Annotated in this window: 19 protein-coding genes and 1 tRNA gene; 9 read left to right on the plus strand and 11 right to left on the minus strand. The window is 66.0% G+C overall.

All coding sequences use genetic code 11. The annotated features are described in order from the left end of the window. Window positions 1-161: 161 nt before the first annotated feature. Window positions 162-1,529 (minus strand): DNA repair protein RadA, encoded by a 1,368-nt coding sequence (radA, locus tag LOC56_RS06200; RefSeq protein WP_227920644.1) that lies wholly within the window; start codon window positions 1,527-1,529, stop codon window positions 162-164. Window positions 1,530-1,573: 44 nt separating this feature from the next. Then, window positions 1,574-2,704: an FUSC family protein gene (locus LOC56_RS06205; RefSeq protein WP_229951406.1), complete on the minus strand. Its 1,131-nt coding sequence runs from the start codon at window positions 2,702-2,704 to the stop codon at window positions 1,574-1,576. A gap of 219 nt (window positions 2,705-2,923) precedes the next feature. On the opposite strand from LOC56_RS06205, the gene pstS reads away from it, so the two are divergent. From pstS to pstB, 4 genes are all read left to right on the plus strand, one after another. Beyond that, window positions 2,924-4,045 (plus strand): phosphate ABC transporter substrate-binding protein PstS, encoded by a 1,122-nt coding sequence (gene pstS / locus LOC56_RS06210; RefSeq protein ID WP_229951407.1) that lies wholly within the window; start codon window positions 2,924-2,926, stop codon window positions 4,043-4,045. Window positions 4,046-4,157: 112 nt separating this feature from the next. Continuing rightward, entirely contained in the window at window positions 4,158-5,090 is a 933-nt protein-coding gene (pstC, locus tag LOC56_RS06215) for a phosphate ABC transporter permease subunit PstC (protein ID WP_229951408.1), read from the plus strand. After that, window positions 5,090-6,199, plus strand: a complete 1,110-nt coding sequence (gene pstA, locus LOC56_RS06220) for a phosphate ABC transporter permease PstA (protein WP_229951409.1) — start codon at window positions 5,090-5,092, stop codon at window positions 6,197-6,199. Before pstC ends, pstA begins: the two co-directional genes overlap by 1 nt. A gap of 25 nt (window positions 6,200-6,224) precedes the next feature. Continuing rightward, window positions 6,225-7,004, plus strand: a complete 780-nt coding sequence (pstB, locus tag LOC56_RS06225; RefSeq protein WP_229951410.1) for a phosphate ABC transporter ATP-binding protein PstB — start codon at window positions 6,225-6,227, stop codon at window positions 7,002-7,004. A 7-nt stretch (window positions 7,005-7,011) separates the two neighbouring features. On the opposite strand, the gene LOC56_RS06230 is transcribed toward pstB, so the two are convergent. From LOC56_RS06230 to LOC56_RS06240, 3 genes are all read right to left on the minus strand, one after another. Further along, window positions 7,012-8,022 carry an inorganic phosphate transporter gene (locus LOC56_RS06230; RefSeq protein ID WP_229951411.1) on the minus strand — a complete coding sequence of 337 codons (1,011 nt, stop codon included), beginning with the start codon at window positions 8,020-8,022 and terminating at the stop codon, window positions 7,012-7,014. A 1-nt stretch (window position 8,023) separates the two neighbouring features. Then, window positions 8,024-8,641: a DUF47 domain-containing protein gene (locus LOC56_RS06235; protein ID WP_229951412.1), complete on the minus strand. Its 618-nt coding sequence runs from the start codon at window positions 8,639-8,641 to the stop codon at window positions 8,024-8,026. 321 nt (window positions 8,642-8,962) lie between these two features. Beyond that, window positions 8,963-9,604: a hypothetical protein gene (locus tag LOC56_RS06240; protein WP_229951413.1), complete on the minus strand. Its 642-nt coding sequence runs from the start codon at window positions 9,602-9,604 to the stop codon at window positions 8,963-8,965. 149 nt (window positions 9,605-9,753) lie between these two features. Between LOC56_RS06240 and LOC56_RS06245 the strand changes: the two genes are divergently transcribed. Then, a tRNA-Lys gene (locus LOC56_RS06245) sits at window positions 9,754-9,826 on the plus strand. Between the two features lie 67 nt (window positions 9,827-9,893). Here the strand turns inward: LOC56_RS06245 and LOC56_RS16385 are convergent. Both LOC56_RS16385 and LOC56_RS06255 read right to left on the minus strand, forming a co-directional pair. Next, entirely contained in the window at window positions 9,894-10,265 is a 372-nt protein-coding gene (locus tag LOC56_RS16385) for a CDGSH iron-sulfur domain-containing protein (protein WP_442860072.1), read from the minus strand. Beyond that, the gene (locus LOC56_RS06255) at window positions 10,262-11,347 is read right to left on the minus strand and encodes an iron-containing redox enzyme family protein (RefSeq protein WP_229951414.1); all 1,086 of its coding nucleotides are present in this window, start codon (window positions 11,345-11,347) and stop codon (window positions 10,262-10,264) included. Before LOC56_RS06255 ends, LOC56_RS16385 begins: the two co-directional genes overlap by 4 nt. Before the next feature lie 209 nt (window positions 11,348-11,556). On the opposite strand from LOC56_RS06255, the gene LOC56_RS06260 reads away from it, so the two are divergent. The 4 genes from LOC56_RS06260 to LOC56_RS06275 all read left to right on the plus strand — a co-directional run bounded on the left by LOC56_RS06260 (window position 11,557) and on the right by LOC56_RS06275 (window position 14,065). Beyond that, window positions 11,557-12,129 (plus strand): hypothetical protein, encoded by a 573-nt coding sequence (locus LOC56_RS06260; RefSeq protein WP_229951415.1) that lies wholly within the window; start codon window positions 11,557-11,559, stop codon window positions 12,127-12,129. Between the two features lie 45 nt (window positions 12,130-12,174). Then, the gene (locus tag LOC56_RS06265; protein WP_229951416.1) at window positions 12,175-12,474 is read left to right on the plus strand and encodes a GNAT family N-acetyltransferase; all 300 of its coding nucleotides are present in this window, start codon (window positions 12,175-12,177) and stop codon (window positions 12,472-12,474) included. A gap of 131 nt (window positions 12,475-12,605) precedes the next feature. After that, complete coding sequence (locus LOC56_RS06270; protein WP_229951417.1) at window positions 12,606-13,331, plus strand: hypothetical protein; 726 nt, start codon at window positions 12,606-12,608, stop codon at window positions 13,329-13,331. After that, on the plus strand, window positions 13,328-14,065 hold the full coding sequence (locus LOC56_RS06275) for a hypothetical protein (protein WP_229951418.1): 738 nt from the start codon (window positions 13,328-13,330) through the stop codon (window positions 14,063-14,065). Before LOC56_RS06270 ends, LOC56_RS06275 begins: the two co-directional genes overlap by 4 nt. A 207-nt stretch (window positions 14,066-14,272) precedes the next feature. On the opposite strand, the gene LOC56_RS06280 is transcribed toward LOC56_RS06275, so the two are convergent. From LOC56_RS06280 to LOC56_RS06295, 4 genes are read right to left on the minus strand one after another with little or no spacing between them, the layout of a single operon-like run. Then, window positions 14,273-14,551 carry an HPr family phosphocarrier protein gene (locus LOC56_RS06280; protein WP_229951419.1) on the minus strand — a complete coding sequence of 93 codons (279 nt, stop codon included), beginning with the start codon at window positions 14,549-14,551 and terminating at the stop codon, window positions 14,273-14,275. Window positions 14,552-14,602: 51 nt separating this feature from the next. Then, window positions 14,603-16,303 carry a phosphoenolpyruvate--protein phosphotransferase gene (gene ptsP, locus LOC56_RS06285; protein ID WP_229951531.1) on the minus strand — a complete coding sequence of 567 codons (1,701 nt, stop codon included), beginning with the start codon at window positions 16,301-16,303 and terminating at the stop codon, window positions 14,603-14,605. Between the two features lie 31 nt (window positions 16,304-16,334). Then, window positions 16,335-18,497 (minus strand): PTS fructose transporter subunit IIABC, encoded by a 2,163-nt coding sequence (locus tag LOC56_RS06290; protein ID WP_229951420.1) that lies wholly within the window; start codon window positions 18,495-18,497, stop codon window positions 16,335-16,337. Beyond that, the gene (locus tag LOC56_RS06295) at window positions 18,497-19,546 is read right to left on the minus strand and encodes a 1-phosphofructokinase family hexose kinase (RefSeq protein WP_229951421.1); all 1,050 of its coding nucleotides are present in this window, start codon (window positions 19,544-19,546) and stop codon (window positions 18,497-18,499) included. The genes LOC56_RS06290 and LOC56_RS06295 overlap by 1 nt, the downstream gene beginning before the upstream one ends. Window positions 19,547-19,728: the final 182 nt, after the last annotated feature.

Genomic DNA, 19,728 nt, shown 5'->3' on the forward strand with positions numbered 1-19,728 from the left:
GGGCTGAGGCTTGCCCGTCCCTATACTAGTGGGAGATCGCGGCAGACCCTCCAACTCGTGAACCACGGCACGTCCCTGCCCGAGCCGGCAAGTAGGCCGTGTCAGACAGTTTCGGTGATACCGCTCACCGGTGATTGCCCGGATCTTCGGAAACGGCAGTGCTAGAAGAGCAGTTCCAGTGCCTCGGCCAAGGTGGAGACTTCCCGGACCTTGAATCCGGAGGGGACGTTCCCCGGTCCGTTCGGGGAAGCCGGAACGACGGCGTGCGTGAAGCCGAGGCGTTCGGCCTCGTTGATCCGCCGGGCGATACCGGGTACCGGACGCACCTCCCCGGCCAGTCCAACCTCGCCGAAGGCAATGAGCTGGGCCGGCAGCGGCTTGTTCATCTTCGCCGACGCCACAGCCAGCGCCACCGCCAGGTCCGTGGCCGGCTCGCCCAGTTTCACGCCGCCTACGGTGGAGACGTAACTGTCATCCTTGGCCAGACTCATCGAAGCCCGCTGCTGCAGGACCGCCAGCAGCATGGCTACCCGGGAGGCGTCAACGCCGCTGGTCGCACGGCGGGCCTGGGCGTTTCCGGTTTCAGCGACCAGGGACTGGACCTCGGCGACCAACGGTCGCTTGCCCTCCAGCGTCACGGTGATGCAGGTGCCCGAGACCGGGTCCTTGGTGCGCGAGACGAACAGTCCGCTGGGGTCTGCAAGCCCTTCGATGCCGTCTTCGGTCAGGTCGAAGCAGCCCACCTCGTCCGTGGGTCCGTAGCGGTTCTTGACCGCACGCAGCAGCCGCAGCCGCGAGTGCCTGTCGCCGTCGAACTGGCACACCACGTCCACCAGGTGCTCCAGCAGCCGGGGGCCGGCGATGGAACCGTCCTTGGTGACGTGGCCGACCAGCAGGGTGGTCATGTTCCGGGTCTTCGCGGCATTGATCAAAGACGCGGCCACCTCGCGGACCTGGCTGACGCCGCCGGCGCTGCCGTCCACGGCGGTACTGCTCAGGGTCTGGACGGAGTCGACAATGAGCAGCCCGGGGGAGACCTGCTCCACCTGGCCCAGGGCCTGGCTGAGGTCCGTTTCCGCACTGAGATAGAGGTTCTCCGATACGGCGCCGATCCGCTCGGCGCGCAGTTTCACCTGCGCCGTGGATTCCTCCCCGGTGACGTACAGGACGTCGCGGCCCAGACCGGCGACGCGGGCGGCGACGTCGAGGAGCAGGGTGGACTTGCCCACGCCGGGCTCACCGGCCAGCAGGATGACCGCACCGGGCACCAGGCCTCCGCCCAGGACGCGGTCCAGTTCCCCTACCCCGGTGGCCTGGTAGGCGGCAGTGGTCGCGTCTACCTCGCCGATCCGCAGGGCCGGGCGGGCAACCACGGCGGCGGCGGTGGTCCGGGCCAGGACTTCGCCGGATTCCTCCACCGTTCCCCAGGCCTGGCACTCGCCGCAGCGTCCAACCCATTTGGCCGTAGTCCAGCCGCACTCCGAGCAGCGGAAGTTGGCGGTCTTGGGCCGTGCAGTCTTTGTTGCCATGGAATCAGGCTATCCCGCGGCACTGACACTTTTTTCCGCAGGGCTCAGACCTCCGAGAGGTAGGTAACCGCCTCTTCGTGGGTGAGTCCGGTGGATTCCAGCAGGTCCACCACGAGGGGGCGGAAGAGCATGATGAGCGCGTCGCCCTGCAGGTCCGTGATGCCCAGTGATTTCGGATGCAGGCGGGTACCCACGGCCGCCAGCTCGTTGCGGGCCTGGCGAAGGTGCCGGAGCCGGGCGTCCGGCCCCTCACCGCCGCCCAGCGCACGGGCCAGGACATCCACGGCATCGGCGGTCTCGTTCAGCACCTCCGACACGTTCTCGATGGCCTCGTCACCCAGCGATGCATGGTTAATGACCGACGTCGTCCGGCGGGCGAAAACCCGGCTGTTGCGGACCGCCAGGTCCAGATAGCCGATGGAGCCGCGCAGATCCCCCAATTCCGCCAGGTACCGCCGGTAGGCGGGCGAAATCCGGGCGACTTCCCGTGCGTCCCGGACGCTGCGGGCCAGGGTGTCCAGCTGGGGCTGTGTATTGCGGGCCCGGACCAGGGCATGCCAGGCAATGGTGGAATCGCTCTTGGCGATGGCTTCGGAACACTGGCGCAGTACGGCAGACAGTTCGTGCAGGAGCTCGCGGATGTTGGACTTCGGTTCCCGGCGCGGATCCCGCGGCGCCAGCATGGTCACCACCAGGGCAAAAACACCGCCGACTATGGCGTCCACGCTGCGGGTGAAGACCCCGCCGTCCGGGGCGGGCAGGAGTACCACCAGCAGGGACTGCAGCCCCAGCTGAGTGGTGAAAATGACGCCGCGGTCCAAAAAGCGGGCCAGCATCACGGAGAAAAAGAGGACGACGGCGGCCTGGGCCAGACCGTTGCCCAGCAGGGTGAGCAGGATTTCGCCGATGGTGATGCCAAGTGTGCAGCCGATTCCCACCTCCAGCACGCGGCGGGTCCGCGGTTCCCGGGAGAACCCCAGCGATATCAGGGCGGCCGTCGCGGCGAACAGCGGGCCCTCGTGTCCGAGCACGTACTCGGCGAAGGCGTACGCCCCTACGGCGCAGATGGTCATTTGCAGGGCCGGAACCACGGAATTGCGGCTGCGCTGCAGCCCTACGCGGGCCCGGTTTAGCAGGAAACCCCGGCTTTTGGCGAAGGAGCTGCGTTGGGGCATGAAACCAGTCTAGGGGGAGCCGGGGGCAAGCTGTATCCGGCGTTACATTCGGCGGCCAGCGGATGTTCCGCGGCTGCCCGGCGGGCGTTAACTTTCCGTTCACCTTGGTTCGCCACCCTAGGACAGGAACGTGTTGGAGGTTCCACATGCTCGACTGCTTTCCGCAATCAGCTTCCCGGCGCACCAGTGCCGAACAAACCCCTTGAAAGGGATCCGATGGTGAAGGTTTCGAATTTCGGCCGCACTGCATCCGTTCTAACCGTTTCGGCTGCCGTTGCCCTGGGCCTCGCGGCCTGCGGCACCGACAGTGCGGCGCCGGTCCCGGCCGGTACCGGTGCGGAAAGCTCCGTCACCGGCACGCTTTCCGGCGCCGGTGCGTCCTCCCAGGACGCGGCCATGCAGGCCTGGATTGCGGGCTTCGGTGCCGCCAATCCGCAGGCATCCGTCCAGTATTCACCGGACGGGTCGGGTGCCGGCCGGGAAGCGCTGCTGGCCGGCGGTGTCCAGTTTGCCGGGTCCGATGCCTACCTTGATGAAGAGGAAACCGCTGCGGCCGTGGAGGTCTGCGGTCCCGACGGCGCCATCCACGTTCCCGTCTACATCTCGCCGATCGCGGTGGCTTTCAATCTTCCCGGCGTAACGGATCTGAACCTCGATGCGGCCACCATTGCAGCGATCTTCCGCGGCGAGGTCACCGCCTGGAATGACCCGGCCATCACCGCACAGAACGAAGCAGTGGAGTTGCCGGACACTGCCATCACGGCGGTGCACCGCGGCGACGAATCCGGCACCACCAAAAACTTCACCGAATACCTGGCCGAAGCAGCACCGGAAAAGTGGACGGATAAGGCGTCAGGTGAATGGCCGGCCGGACTGCCGAACGGGGAAAGCGCCTCCGGCACCGGCGGCGTCATTTCCACGGTGGCCTCCACCGAGGGCGGCATCACCTATGCCGATGCCTCCGCAGCCGGTTCCCTGGGCAAGGTCAGCGTCTTGGTGGGCGATACCTACGTCCCGTTCAGCGCCGACGCCGCCGCACTCGCCGTCGAATCCTCCACCGCTGTGACAGGGGAGGGTCGTCCGGAAGCGGATATGGCCATGGACCTGGACCGTGACACGGCACAATCGGGTGCCTATCCCGTGGTGCTGGTGAGCTACCACGTGTTCTGCACCAGCTACGAGGACCAGCAGACCGTGGATCTGGTCCGTGCCTTCGGGAACTACGTAGTGAGCGACGAGGGCCAGGCTGCCGCGTCCGACGCCGCGGGCAGCGCGGCGCTCTCCGAGGACCTCCGGAGCCGGGCCCAAGCGGCAATGGAAACCATCCGGGTGCGTTCGTAGCGCACCGATCCTGTCCTCCCCGGCTCTCTGCAGGGGAGGACAGGGTCCGCTCCAAGGCGGAGTACCTACACTGATAAAGAGTCTGCACCAACGCATTTCGAAGGGTTGAGCAGTGTCCAGCAAGTCCATAACGGGAGAAGGCGGCGCGGGCCGTGCCGGAGACAAGATCTTCTCCGGCATTACGGTGACAGCCGGCTGCCTGATCCTGTTCGTCCTGTTCTGCGTGGCGGTTTTCCTGATGTGGCAGGCGCTGCCCACGTTCATGGCCGATCCGGCGGATATCTCCGGCGGCGGCGGGTTCGGCCGGTACATCCTGCCGCTGGTCATCGGAACCGTCATTGCGGCACTTATCGCGCTGCTGATCGCCACACCGGTGGGAATCGGCGTCGCACTGTTTATCTCGCACTATGCCCCGCGGCGGCTCGCACAGGGACTGGGTTACCTGGTGGACCTGCTCGCGGCCATCCCGTCGGTGGTTTACGGCGCCTGGGGCATGACTGTGCTGGCCCCCGCGCTGGTGGGTCCGTACAACTGGCTGGCCGAAAACGCCGGGTGGATTCCGATTTTCGCCGGTCCCGCCAGCCAGACCGGCAAAACCATGCTCACGGCCGGAATCGTGCTTTCCGTGATGGTGCTGCCGATCATTACCTCCCTTACCCGGGAAATCTTCCTGCAGACGCCGAAGCTGCACGAGGAAGCGGCCCTGGCCATGGGCGCCACCCGCTGGGAAATGATCCGGATGGCTGTTTTCCCGTTCGCCCGTCCCGGCGTCATCAGTGCCGTCATGCTGGGGTTGGGCCGGGCGCTGGGTGAAACCATGGCTGTGGCGCTGGTGCTCTCCTCCGGCGGGCTGATCGCCAGCCTGATCAGGCCGGGCAACCAGACCATCGCCGCCGAGATCGCCCTGAACTTCCCTGAAGCGTTCGGGCTCCGGCTCTCGGAACTGATCGCTGCAGGACTCGTGCTGTTCCTGATCACGCTGGCGGTCAACGTGGTTGCCCGTTGGATCATCAGCCGCCACAAAGAATTCTCGGGAGCCAACTGATGCTCGATACAACCTCCGCCCTCAGCCGTCCCGGGTCCCTGCTGACCAAGAACAGGCTGCCCCGCTATACGCCCTGGATCGTGCTGGCAGCTGCCTTGATCCTGGGTGCGGCGCTGTCCGCGCTCATCGGTTTCTCCGTCACGTCCTTCGCAATCTTCACCGCCGTGCTTTTCGTTATCGGCGGCACTGTTGTCACCTGGATTGTCGAGGGCAAGCGGCATGCAGTGGACCGCCTCGCCACGAACCTGGTCTGCGGTGCCTTCCTGCTGGCGCTGCTGCCGCTGGTATCGGTGATCTTCACCGTCCTGGTCCGCGGACTGCCCGGCCTCAGCCCGGACTTCCTGCTCACCTCCATGGGCGGGATGACCGGCGCCGTGGACAACGCCACGATGGAGAACGGGACCGCGGTGCTGGGCGGCGCCTACCACGGCATTGTGGGCACCCTGCTGATCACCTTCTGGGCCACGGTCATCTCGGTGCCCGTGGGCCTGCTGGCCGCTGTCTACCTGGTGGAATACAGCCGTGGCGGAACACTTTCGCGGGCCATAACGTTCTTTGTGGATGTGATGACCGGTATCCCCTCGATTGTGGCCGGCCTGTTTGCCGCCGCGTTCTTCGGGCTCGTCTTCGGTCCGGGCACCCGCACCGGCTTCGTTGCCGCCGTCGCCCTCTCCGTGCTGATGATCCCGGTGGTGGTCCGCTCCACCGAGGAAATGCTCAAGATCGTGCCCAACGAACTCCGGGAGGCGTCCTACGCCCTGGGTGTGCGTAAGTGGCGGACCATCCTGAAGGTAGTGGTGCCCACCGCGATTTCCGGCATTGCCTCGGGCGTCACCCTGGCGATTGCCCGCGTGATCGGGGAAACGGCACCGCTGCTGGTCACCGCCGGCTTCGTCAACACCATCAACTTCAACGCGTTTGCGGGCTGGATGAGCACGCTGCCCACCTTTATCTACCGGCAGTTGATGAGCCCCACCTCCCCGACCAATACAGATCCGAGTACCCAGCGGGCCTGGGCGGCGGCACTGATCCTGATCATCATGGTGATGCTGCTGAACCTGGGCGCCCGCCTGATCGCCCGGATCTTCGCCCCCCGGACCTCCCGCTAGCCCTGTAAAGCGATTTAAGGAAACCATGTCCAAGCGCATCGACGTCAAAGACCTGAATGTCTATTACGGCAATTTCCTTGCCGTCCAGGACGTCAACATCAACATTGAACCCCGCTCGGTGACCGCCTTCATCGGCCCCTCGGGCTGCGGCAAGTCCACCTTCCTGCGCACCTTGAACCGGATGCACGAGGTGCTTCCCGGCGCACGTGTCGAAGGTGAAGTTCTGCTGGACGGGGAGAACCTCTACGGCCCCGGCGTCGACCCGGTGACCGTTCGCAGCCATGTGGGCATGGTGTTCCAGCGGCCCAACCCGTTCCCCACCATGTCCATCCGGGACAACGTCCTGGCAGGCGTGAAGCTGAACAACAAGCGCATCTCGAAGTCCGACGCCGATGACCTGGTGGAAAAGTCCCTCACCGGCGCCAACCTCTGGAAAGAGGTCCGCGACCGCTTGGACAAGCCCGGCTCCGGGCTCTCCGGCGGCCAGCAGCAGCGCCTGTGCATAGCCCGCGCCATAGCGGTGTCCCCGGAAGTGATCCTGATGGACGAGCCGTGCTCCGCCCTGGATCCCATCTCAACGCTGGCCATCGAGGACCTCATCGAGGAACTCAAGAGTGACTACACGGTGGTTATCGTCACGCACAACATGCAGCAGGCGGCGCGGGTGTCGGACAAGACGGCGTTCTTCAACATCGCGGGCACCGGTAAGCCCGGCCGGTTGATCGAATACGCCGACACCCCGGTCATCTTCAGCAACCCCGCCGAGCAGGCCACGGAAGACTACGTTTCCGGACGCTTCGGATAAGCGGCGCCTACAGGAGCGGGCTGAGGGCCAGCAGCAGGATCCCGCCGAGCAGTGCGGTTACGGGCGCCGTGACCAGCCAGGTGACGAGGATTTCCCGCAGCGGAATGAAGCGGACGGTGGAAAAGCGCTGGTTGGTACCGGCGCCGACGATGGCGGACGTCATGGTCTGGGTGCTTGAAAGCGGAATGTGCAGCCAGAGCGCACCAAGGAACAGCATGGCGGAGCTGACCGCCTGGGCGCTCATGCCCCGCAGCGGGTCCATCCGGACCAGCCGGTACCCCAGCGTGTGCGTGATCCGCCAGCCGCCGAAGAGCGTGCCGCCGGCCAGGGCCAGCGCCGCAAACAGCTGCACCCAGAAGGGAATGCCGGTTTCAACGGTTTGCCCCGCGGCCAGCAGGGCGAGCACCACCACAGCCATGGTCCGTTGCCCGTCCTGGATTCCGTGGCCCAGGGAGAAGGCGGAGGTGAAGACGGACTGCGCTATCCGGTTTCCGGCGTCCCCGCGGCGCGGAGAGCTGTAACGCATCAGCCACGTGGCCGGGAAAACCAGCAGGTAAGCCAGTACAAAGGCGATCACGGGGGACAGCAGCAGCGGCAGGGCTATCTGCTCCCAGATCAGCCGGTAGGACTCGGCTATGTTCTGCCCGCCCACCAGGGTTGAGGCCGCGCCGGAACCCACCAGCCCGCCTACCAGGGCGGAAGTGGACGACGACGGCATCCGCCGCCACCAGGTCCACACGCCCCATCCGCAGGCCGCCAGCAGCCCGGCAATCAGGATGCCGAGGCCCTCGGGTCCGGCCGGAAGGTCCACGAACCGGACGGTCAGGGCAACGGCCAGTGTGGTGCTCACCAGCGCACCCAGGAGGTTGAAGCCGGCGGCCAGCAGGATGGCCACGGTGGGGGTCAGCGCCCGCGTACGAACGGAGGTGGCCACCGAGTTGGAGGCGTCATGGAAGCCGTTGAGGAAGGCATAGGCTCCGGCGAGCAGGACGACGCCGGCCAGGAGGAAGGCCGCCACCCTAGGATTCCCGGACGAGGACGCCGCCCACGAATGTGGCCGTCAGGCGCAGTTGCACCGAGGTTCCCGATAGCTGGTCGGCGAGGTCCCGGTGCCGCGCATAGGCCATGGGCTTGTACTCACGCATCAGTTCCGCCACCCAGATCCGGCGGGACCGTTCGGCCCGCCGGGCCAGCCGGAGCATTTCGATCCAGTACTCTTCCAGGTCCTCCAGCGAGGCGAGCCGGCGCATGGCGGCGGCGGTCAGCTCAGCCTGCCGGCCGATGACTTCCAGCTGCTCGGAAGCCCGCCGGGAAACCCCTGTGAGCTTGTAGAGGGAAATGGTTTCCGCTGAGGCATCCAGGCACTCCATGGCGGACATCAGGAGCAGGGAAAGCTCATAGAGGTCTTCACGGGGGAGCGGGTTGATGAAGCTGGTCCGCATCTGCGTCATCAGTGCAAAGTGCAGATCGGTGGTTTCGGCATCGATCTGATGCAGCTGCTCGGTGAGACGCTCGAATTCCTCGGGCTCGGCTCCGAGGATCTCCGCCAGCACGCCGGTGCCGCGCAGCAGTTGTGACGCCATGCGGGAGAGCAGCTCAAGGCCCGCATTCTCTTGGGGGAAGAGTTGAAGCTTCACGCTGGACACACATCGGCCGGGGAAGTATCGAGGGTGCTCACAGCCCCAAGAATATCCGATGGCCGGGCTGGAATTACGGGAAAGCCCGCGAAAGAATCCCGCTGAGAACCAGCTGGGGAAAAGTAACGGTGCCGGACCGGGAGCGCCTCTCGGCGGAAGGCCGCTCGAAGCGGCTCAGAGTTGAAGCCCGGGGGTTCCGCAGTCCGACACCAATTTCAGTTTTCTACGCTCGGCCGGTGATGTCAACACGGCCATGCGGGCCGGGGCGGCACTGTGAGGAGCGCCACCGTGGGCCTTGCCACTGTGCACGGCACGGCATGGCTAGTCCAGCTCTCCGCGCCGCCAGGCGGCTGCCGAGTGCTCCAGGTCCTCGGCCGTGTGTACCAGCTGGCGCGCGTTGCGCGTCAGCAGGGTGGCGCGGTCCCCGTTGGAGGCCTCCGAGGAATCGGCATGGTTGGCCTGGCCGAGGGCCACCACGCGGCAGAATGCGGCAAAACGCTCCAGTGCGACGTCGAAATCACCCTCAAAGGCACCGGAAAGAATGGTGTCCGCCATAGCCCGCACTTCATCCGCCCCCAGGGGCTCGGCTACTCCGGCGACTACCTTGGATACCTGTGCAACGTCTTTGCCAGCCGCGTAGTAGGCGGCAATCCGTTCCGGATTCCGCTGGATGGACGCCCGGAGGGCATACAGGCGCCAGAGGGCGCCGGGCAGGGACCGGGCGGGGCTTTCAGCCCACATCTCGGCCACCGCTTCCACCCCCTGCTGGTCGGTCAGTTCGACGAGCCGGCGGGTGACTTCCGGATCGGTGCTCTCGCGGCCGTGGTGGACCAGCGCCTGGGCGGCGAGATGGGCCGCCTCCGAAACGCGTGCCGGATCGGCACCGCCGGGGAAGTTGGCGAAGTCCACAGGTGCAAGAGGCTTTGGCTTGTGATGGCGCGGCGTTGAATTGGACTCACTCATACTGGAAGAATACTCCGCGATTTACGCGGAATCGAGGCGGTCTCCAGGCTGCCGGGCGGTGCCTCGGACCGGGGTTTTCCACGATCTGTGTGGTGTGCGATAAAGTGGGACAGTCGGTCCGTGCGCTGTCAAAAGCAACGGTCGGTGGAGCGCCTATAGCTCAGTTGGTAGAGCAACGTCCTTTTAAGTCGTGGGTCGCAGGTTCGAGCCCTGCTGGGCGCACCCAATAAGAAAAAGAATGGCTTGCCTTCACTGAAGGCAAGCCATTCCTGTATCCGGCACCGCCGGGTTACGCTTCTTCCGCCGCCTTGCGCGCCGGTGCCGGAACCGGACGACGGCGGGCGGTATCGAACTTCATCAACTTATGGGTGCCGTCGCAGTACGGCTTGATGGCCGAACCGCCGCACCGGCACAGGGCGACGGTTTCCCGGTCCCGGGGTACCGGAACCCCGTCAGGCGTGACAATTTCAAAGTCGCCGCGGACCAGCAGGGGGCCGTTGGGGCAGGCCACGATGGAAGCGGGAGCGGCTCCTTCCCGCGTCTTCCACGAGTCAGCCTCCTGCGCCTCCGCCTGGACCTCCGCTTGTCCGGCGTTCGCCTCCGTCAGCGCATCCTGCTTGGCGTCCTGCGCATCCACCGGGCCGGCTGCCGGAGCCGTCACGGGGTCACTCCGCCGGCCGTCGCCGTTGCCGCCAGCGCTGCCGTGCCGCCGTCATTCACCAGGGGCAGCAGTGCGGACTCGCCTGCCTGCCAGGCATTCAGTTGCTCCTCGCCGAGCAAGGCATCGATGGCCAGGACGGTCGCGGCGCCGAAGATGATGTCGGCGAGCAGATCGGGCTCAGCCTCGGCCAAACCGCCTGCCAGGTCCCTGGCGGCAATCTGTTCGTGCACGGCATCCGCTTCCACGTGTTCGTCGAAGTAGTAGGTGACATCGTCGTTGAAGCCGTGCCGGCGGAACCCTCGGGCGTAGAACGAGTTGGGGATCGAGGACGTCATCTCGAACGCCGCCAGGTGCCCCGCAATGGCGCCGCGCAGCCGGCGGTTCAGCCCGAAGAGCGACATGGCGTTGGAGGACGCCAGGGTCAGGGCGGGAACCTGGTCAATGTAGTACCCGTAGCCGGAATCCAGGCCCAGGCCCTCCATGGTGGTGCCGAACAGCTTCGAGTGCATCCGCTCCACCCGCCCGCCGCCGTACTCATCGGCCTGGATTTCGATCAGCGCCGCCTTTGCGCGGCCCACCGGCAGGCGCGGGATGGCCCAGCTGTGCGGATCCGCTTCCTTCAGCTGGTAGACCGAGCGCAGGATCAGGAACTCACGAAGCTGTTCCACACTGGCCTTGCTGGCGACAAACCGGGAAACGCTGGGGCCGTCGTCGTCGGCTGCCAGGCGGAAGAGGGTCTCCGCGACGGCTTCGCTTTCCGGTGCGGGCAGCTCGGGGACGGGCACCGCGCGGCGCAGCACATCCTCGAAGGCCGCCTCCAGCCGTGCCCGCACGCGGATCAGTTCGGGATCCCACTCGGCCGCATCCTCAACTCCGTCCAGTCCGCTGTAATGCAGCTCGTAGAGGCAGAACAGGGTCAGCTGGAGGTCTTCGTCACGGAGCAGATCCGCAGTGGCAGCCAGTGCTTCGTCCAACAGCAGGTTCAAGGAACCGTAGGCGTTGGCGTGGCCTAAACCGCCGCGGTTCCGGAGGAGGTCAATCAAGGTGGCACTGACAGGCCCTCTCGGGGCGGGAATCTTCATTGCTTTCCTTACAACGCACTACAGGGCGCTTTTCCGGCGGGTTTCATGGGGTGGTTGGAACGAATCCAAACCGTCAGCATACTTGGTTCGGCCCCAAGGGGCCCGTTTGCCCGGGCGGGAAGGGGCGGCATTGACCTTTGCCGCCGGGTTCGGTGCAATGGAGGCAAAGACGGCCAATATAAAGACGGCCAATACGCAGGAGGGTGGAAATGCCCGGTATGGATCCTTCAACGGTTCTGCCGTTGCTGGTGCTGGCGGCAGTGCTCGTGGCCGGGTCTGCCGGTGTGGACCGGGCGCTTGCTACCCGGGACGGGGAAGGCCTCTTCTGGGTCGGGTTCTCCGCCTTTTTGGGAGTGCTCCTGACCGCCGCCTGGGCGTTGGCTGCCACATCGGCCGCATCCGCCGCTGTCGGGGCAGTTGTGGTGGCGGGCAGCATCGCGGCGTCCCTGTGGGTGGGGCGGCGGGACCGGCGTCGTCGTCGGAACCGCGAACGCCAACAGCTGAAGGCCGCAGTAAATGCCACCGCCGCCCGGCACCGGGAAGTCCTGGCCCGCTGGAGTGCCTATGAACTGGACCCCTGGCTCGCGGCGGAAAACCCGCAGCTGCTGGATGTACGCACCCCGGAAACGCGGACCTTTATCCGGGCGCTGAAGGTTGCCGAGCAGCTGCGCCCCGAAGTGGGCACCGCGGCGGAGGCCGCTGCCTACGCCGAAGCAGTCACCACGCTGGAAGATTCGCTTCGCCGTGCGGAAGCGGCAGCTGACGGCGGGCAGGCGGCCTGACTGCGGGGACTGGACCGTGGTGGGAATGCGTGGCAGTCTCGGGCCATGACTAGCAAAGACATCAGCGTCACGCGCAATGAAGCGCTGAACCGGTACGAACTGCGGCTGGACGGCACGCTCGTGGGCATGGCCGATTATCAGGAACAGCCGGACGGCGTTGCTTTGACCCATACAGAGATGGAGCCGGCTTTCCGGCATCAGGGCTACTCATCACGCCTGGCCCGATACGCCGTGGAGGACATCGTGGGCGGCGGGCGGCGGGTCAAGCCGTATTGCTCCTACATGGCCGCCTACCTGGGCAAGCATCCGGAATACAGCCACCACGTATCCTGGCCGCAGGAGTAGTCAGGGCGGCAGTCCCGCTGGTTAATTGAAGCTGGCTTCCCGCTCTGCATATGGGGGGAACGCAGAAGGGGAAGCCAGTTCCAACAGTATAATTCCATTTGTCCGGGTAAATCCAATCGAGGGGGCCGAAGATGGCGGTGTCTGCCAAGGCTTTCCAGAATTGGCGCACCGCAGTGGCTCCGGGTGAATCCAACGCGGACGTTTGCCGCCGGACGGGCATCAAGCGCTCCACTCTGGCCCAGCAGGTTGTCCGCGGCAAAGTTGCGGAGATTACCGTCGTCCGGGTAGCCCGGGCGTACGGGAAAAACCCGGTAGAGGCACTTTCTGACTTCGAGGAATACTCCGATCTGCTCGGCGGGCCGTGGCGGCCCGGCCCCGCCGAACTCATCAGCCAGGTTTCCTACATCTGCATCCTGCAGATGATCCTGGCCAGGGCCACCCAGGCCGGGCCTCCCGAATGCCCGGACCTTGCCACGCATCCGCACCGGAACGCGATCCGTTCCTGGTTCGAGGCAGTAGACCCGGGAGACCTGCGCCAGCAGCTCAGCGCCAGGACCGGCGTGGCACCGCAGAATATTTCGGCGCAGCTTTCAGCAGGCCGGCTGGCACCCGAATTGGCCGTGGAGGCCGCGCGGATTGCGGGTGCCTCGCTGCCGGGCGGACTGGTGGCCACCGGCCTGGTCACGCCCGGCGAGGCCGGCTGGCCCCAGAAGGGCCAGCAGGAGGCTCTGGCTGCGCTCACTGATTCGGAACTGCTGTTTCTGGCCCGGGACCGCTTGGACGGGGTCGGAAAGCAACTAAGGAAGTTTGAACACGATGTGGAAAATGATCTAACGCTCTTGGAGAACCTGGGATGAATATAGCCTCTGCCATTCAGTTTGGCGCGCTGGCCGTTGTGGCGGTCTTTACCCTGGTTCGGCTGCCGCTGGCTGTGCAGGGCCGCAATCCAATGCTCTTTTGGGGGCTTGCCGCTACCACTGTCGGAGTGGCCCTGAGCATTCCGTCGATTTACCTGCCTGTGGATGCTTTGCTGGGCGGAGAAAACCATGCAAACCTGATTCTCCGTTATGCCACCTACGGAGTCGTAGCGCTTATTGGCGGCAGTGCCGCTGCAGCCTTCCGGGCTCCCCAGGCACAGCAAATCATTCTGGGGTTGCCGGGACTCGTAGTGCTGGCTGCAACCGTGACAGCCACCACCGTGCTGTTCAGCATGGGTGACCTGCCTGTGTCTTCGCCGGGCCTCAACGGCTACATGCACCAGGAACATGTCTGGGCCTACTCGGTGCTGGGCCGGATCTATCCCGCCTATATAGCCGCCTGCCTGATCATCCCGGCTTTCCGTGTCGCCGCGACCGCGGGGCGGCCTGCCCTCCTGCGGGTTGGATCGGCACTGATAGGCGTTGCCCTTGCCGAGATCCTGACGTGGTCCGTGCTGTGGGTGACCGGCCGGCAGACCGGCGTGTGGGACTACATCCTTCCGCATTCCTCGGTCATTGTTCTCACAGCCGGGCTCGCGGCCGTGGCCTTTTACGGTATCGCCGCAAAGAACAAGGAAAAGCAGAGCCTGCTCACTCCTAGCTACACAAGGTGACAATTGGGTAAAGTTGTCCACATTTTCATGTTTGTATGCCAGAATAATGAATATGTAACGTCCGCTGCCTGTGGGGGGTCAGCGTGAAGTTACAACGAAGCCAACGGCACTGCCGTTGGCTTCGTCATTTCCGGCAGTAGCCGGTGCTGAAAGCAAGGGCGGGACATTCATGGAACGGATGGGTGCCCCGCCTCTTGCCTGGTCTGCCTAGGTCGCATCCAGATCTGTTTCGAGAATCTTTGCCAGTTCCTCCAGGGCCGTTTCCGCACCCTCGCCGTCCGAGCGCAGCACCACCACATCTCCGTGCGACGCGCCCAGGCTCATCAGGGAGAGCATGCTTGAGGCGTCCATTGCCTCTTCGGCCGGATCCCCTTCCATCGCTATGGTCACGTCAACGGGCTGGGCCGCTGCCGCTTCCGCGAAGATCGATGCCGGCCGGGCATGGAGTCCCACCCGGCTGGCCACTGTGGCTTTGCGCTCTGCCATTTTTCATTCCTTCCGTGGTTTAGCTGCTGGCTTTCGTTCCGCCTTGACCACCTACAGGCCGAGCTGCTCGAGGATGGCCAGCCGGCTGCGGACAATGGTCCGGGCTTCGGCTGCGGAGTGCGCTGCCAGGGCCCTCGCTGACAGCTCCTTGGCCTGCTCCAGGCTCACGGAAGCCAGGACCGCCCCCACGCTGGAGAGCGCCCGGGGAGTCATCGACAACGTGTTGACTCCCATGCCGGCCAGAACGACGGCGAGTGCCGGGTCAGCGGCTGCCTCACCGCAAACGCCCACGGTCCTGGCGCCGGCTGCCGGGTCCAGGGCCGTAGCCCGGGAGGCGCCGGCCACGGTGGCGGAAATCAACTGCAGGACAGCAGGCTGCCACGGGTCATTCAGTGCTGCGAGCGAACCCAGCTGCCGATCCGAGGCCATGGTGTACTGCGTCAGGTCGTTGGTGCCCAGGCTGGCAAACCGTACCCGCGAAAGGATGGCTTCGGACATAATGGCGGCTGACGGCACTTCCACCATCACTCCGGGCATGCCAAGTCCGGCTGCCGCGCACATCACGGCGAAGTCGGCGGCTTCCTCTGCGGTGGAGACCATCGGGGCCATCACCCACACATCGGCAGTGTGGCCTCCGGCGGCCGCGGCGATAGCCTCCAGTTGGCGGGCGAGGACACCGGGGGTGGTCCGGTCGGTCCGGAATCCGCGTACCCCCAGCGCCGGGTTGGGTTCCGTTGCGTCCGTCAGGAACGGGAGCGGCTTGTCCGCACCGGCGTCGAGGGTCCGGATCACTACCTTCCGGCCGGGGAATGCTTCGAACACCGCACCGTACGCGGCAACCTGTTCCTCGATGGTGGGTTCGGTGTCCCTGCCGAGGAAACAGAACTCCGTGCGGAGCAACCCGATTCCCTCGGCACCTGCTTCCGCCGCGGCCCGGGCATCCTTCCCGGAGCCAACGTTCGCCAGCAACGGGACCCTGTGTCCGTCCGAGGTTGTCCCCGTGCCGTTGAATGCCGGGAGTGCGGAGCGGGCTGCGTATTTGTGCGCGGCTTCCCGTTCCTCTTCCCCGGGTTCCACCACCACGGTGCCCGCCGCGCCGTCGAGAAAGATTTCGGCGCCGTCAGGCACCTCGTCCGCACCGGGCGCTCCGACGACGGCGGGCAGGCCCAGGGAGCGGGCGAGGATTGCCGTGTGGGACTGCGGGCCGCCCTCGCTGGTGGCCAGCCCGATCACCATTGCCGGGTCCAACGTTGCCGTATCCGCCGGTGCCAGCTCCACGGCCGTGAGGATAAAGGGGACATCGGAAGCCGGAATCCCCGGTGCCGGCAGCCCGTTCAGCTCGGCGACAATCCGGGCGCGGACATCAAGCACGTCCTGGGTTCGTTCAGCCATGTACCCGCCGAGGCTCTGGAGCATGGCAGCTACCTCCATGCCCGCTTCCCAGATGGCCCGGTCCGTGGCCATGCCTGCGTTGATGTGTTTGCCCGCCGCTTTGAGCAGCATCGGATCGGAAGCCATCATGGCCGTGGCGTCCAACACGGCTTTTGCGTCGCCCGAGGCGGTTTCCGCCCGGTGCTTGAGGTCCCCCCGAACTGCTTCAGCGGCATCCTTGAGGCGGCTTTTCTCCCCGTCCACGGTGCTGCCCGGTGCGGGTTTCGCCTCGGCATCAGGCTCGGGCACCGGAGGCGGCATCCTGCGCGAGGGGCCGAGGACGCGTCCGGCACTGACTCCGATTCCCTGGATGGTCCGCATCATCTAAGCCTTCCTCTTCATCGACTGTGCGTTAGGCAATTGCTGGTTCCTCCGCCTTTTTCCGGGGCTTTACGTACCGCTTCAAAGCCACGTAGACGAAGCCGGTAACAGCTGCTCCTGCCAGTATGGCGACGATGAACATCAGCAGGTTGCCGATGGCGAAGAACACGAAGATACCGCCGTGCGGTGCCTGTGAGGTTACCCCGGTGCCCAGGCAGATCGCACCTGCCACCGCACCGCCCAGCATGGTGGACGGAATAACCCGGAAGAAATCGGAAGCGGCAAACGGGATGGCGCCCTCCGAGATGAAGGCCGCGCCCAGCAGCCACGCCGCCTTTCCGTTCTCGCGCAGCGCCATGCTGAACTGGTTCTTTGCCAGCACCGTGGAGGCAAATGCCATGCCCAGCGGCGGGACCATGCCGGCGGCCATGACCGCTGCCATGATTTCCCACGGCACCTGGTTCTCGAAGCTGCCTTCCCCGAGCCCGGCCACGGCAAACGCGTAGGCCACCTTGTTGATCGGACCACCCAGGTCGGAACCCATCATCAGGCCAAGAATGATGCCCAGGCCGATGGCCGCCACTCCGGTGAGGCCGGTGAGCCAGTCGTTCAGGCCCAGGGTCAAGGCGGCAATGGGCCCGCCCAGGACCAGCATCATCAGGCCGGAGGCGATGATTGACGCCAAAAGGGGAATGATGACCACCGGCATCAGCCCCCGCATCCACGACGGAACGTTCCAGCCGCCGATCCACCGGGCCGCATAGCCGGCCAGCAGGCCGCCGATGATGCCGCCGATGAAGCCGGCATCCATGAACACTGCCACGGCTCCCGCAGTGAAGCCGGGGGCTATGCCGGGTCGGTCAGCCAGGGCATAGGCAATGTAGCCGGCCAGGGCAGGCACCAGGAAGCCCATGGACAGGGAGCCGATTTTCCAGAACACGGCCCCGAGATAGGGGATTACGCCTTCCGGCGGCGGATTCAGGATCGAGGTACCGTCCAGCATCCGGTCGCCGTTGGCGACGTCGTCGACCGACAGGGCGAGCTCGTAGCCGCCCAAGAGGAAGCCGAGGGCAATGAGCAGGCCGCCGCCGGCAACAAACGGAATCATGTAGCTGACGCCGGTCAGCAACGCCCGCTTCAGTTGTCCGCCGAAGCCTTCCCCGCCGGAGCCGGAGCCGCCTTCGTTCTCCTCTCCGCCGCCGCCACCCCCGGACACGCGCCGGGCATTCGGGTCATTGACTGCGTTGAGGGCTTCGTCGATCATCACGCCCGGCTCGTCAATGCCGCGTTTCACCGGTCCGCTGATCAACGGCTTCCCGGCGAAGCGCCCCTTGTCCCGGACATCGACGTCGACGGCAAAGATCACCGCTTCCGCGTTGCGGATCACCGAGGGATCCAAGGGAGTGGATTTGGCTGAACCCTGCGTTTCGACCTGCAGGTCGACGCCGCGCTCGGCAGCTGCCGCGGCGAGGGAATCAGCGGCCATGTAGGTGTGCGCAATGCCGGTGGGGCATGCGGTGACGGCGACCAGGTGCCGGGACCTCGAGGTGTCCGTGTGGGTCGCCCCGGTGCCGCCGGCGGAGGCAGGAGCGTCGGCTCCATGTCCGCCGTCGCCGGTTCCGCCCGCCTGGCCCCCGTCGCGGGAGTCGGCGTTGCTGCCCACGGCCGTGGCGCCGGTGGCCGTGCCCGCAGCTGCGGCGCCGCCCGAACCTCCAGCGCTTCCGGCGCTCTCAGGTGCGGGGCCGAGCCCGAGGGCTCCGTCGACCAGTTCCACGATCTGCACCGGCGAAGTAGCCGCACGCAGGGAGGCGGTGAAGTCCTTACGGATGAGGGACCGGGCCAGCTTTGCGAGCAGTTGGAGGTGCTCCTGGTCCGCTCCTTCCGGAGCCGCAATGAAAAAGACGATGTCGGCGGGGCCGTCCTTCGCTCCCCAGTCCACAGCGGGACGAATCCGTGCCATAGCGAGCGTCGGTCTGGTGACCGCCGCGGATCGGCAGTGCGGAATCGCGATGCCGCCGGGCACACCGGTGGCGGTCTTCGATTCGCGGCCCATCGCATCCGCATAGAGGTCTTCGTAGCTGGTCGCCCGGCCCGCGGCTACCACACCCCGGGCCAGATGCGCGATGACAGTGCTCTTGTCCGTGCCCAGATCCTCGTCCAACGTGACCAGGTCCGGCGTAATGAGGTCCGACATCAGCTTTCCTCCTTAGAAGACGACGGCGGAGCGGTGGCGCTCCCGGCGGCCGCGGGTCCCCGCGGGGTACCGCCGCCCGTGCCGTCGAGGGTGGTGACCGTTACCGCTCCTGGATCAGTAGCTGCCACGGCGGGAACAGTGGTTCCGGGAAGGGAGGCCGCAGCGGCCCCGTGGGCCACCGCCTGCCTGAGGCAGTCCGGCGGGGCCGCACCGGCGACCTCGGCCAGCAGGTACCCGGCGAGGGCCGAATCGCCGGCGCCAACCGTCGAACGGGCCTTCACGGGAGGCCGGGTGGCCAGCCAGCTTCCGGAGGCGGTGACCAGTAGTGCGCCCCTCGCGCCCAGGGTGGCAAGCACGGCGCCGACGCCGCGTTCAATCAGCATCCCCGCCGCCCGCGCCGCCAGCAAGGGGTCCGCTTCGAGTTCCGCTTCGGAAGAGAATCCCGTGGCTTCGGCGAGTTCCTCGGCATTGGGCTTAAGCAGGTCCGGCTCAGCTCCGTGCAGCAGCGCACCCATGAGGGGCGGTCCGGAGGAGTCGATGGCTATGCGCGGTGCCAGGGCCCCCAGCCGGTCCCTCACAGTGTGGGCCACCGAAGCGTAAAAGTCCGGCGGTACCTCCGGGGGGAGCGATCCGGCCAGCACCAGCCAGGAACCCGGGCCACTGTCGCCGGCGGTGCAGGCCCCGACCAGCAGGGCGATCAGTGCTTCCTGCTCCACCGGCTTCAGCGGAGGACCGGGAGCATTGATCTTGGTGGTGGTGCCGTCCGGCTCCGTGAGCGTGATGTTGCTGCGCAGCGGCGCCTCGATGGGCAGGTTCAGGTACTCGACTCCGGCCTGCCGCAATCCGGTCATGACCGGATCGGCGTCGGCGCCGGGAAGGACGGCGACGGACCGGACGCCGGAGACGGTCAAGGCCCGGGAGACGTTTACGCCCTTTCCGCCCGGTTCTTCTCCCGCGGCAACGGCACGCTGGACTGCTCCCCGCTCCAATACGCCGGGGAGTTGAACGGTTCGGTCGAGGCTGGGATTGGCAGTAAGCGTGAGGATCATGAAAGGGATCCGTCCAGGCCGTGCCTGCCAGGGCCGGCCGCTGTAGGGAGTAGAACGGCTTGCCGGTGCGGTTCCCGGTACTTTAGGTGGCTTCTGCTTGGATACATGAACGCCCGCGATCTGTGGCGATGGCCACGTTTATGCGCTGATGCGACTTTACTTTTGCCGCACCACCCGTGGCA

The sequence above is a fragment of the Arthrobacter sp. zg-Y179 genome (genome assembly GCF_020907345.1).
Taxonomy (GTDB): Bacteria; Actinomycetota; Actinomycetes; order Actinomycetales; family Micrococcaceae; genus Arthrobacter_B; species Arthrobacter_B jinronghuae.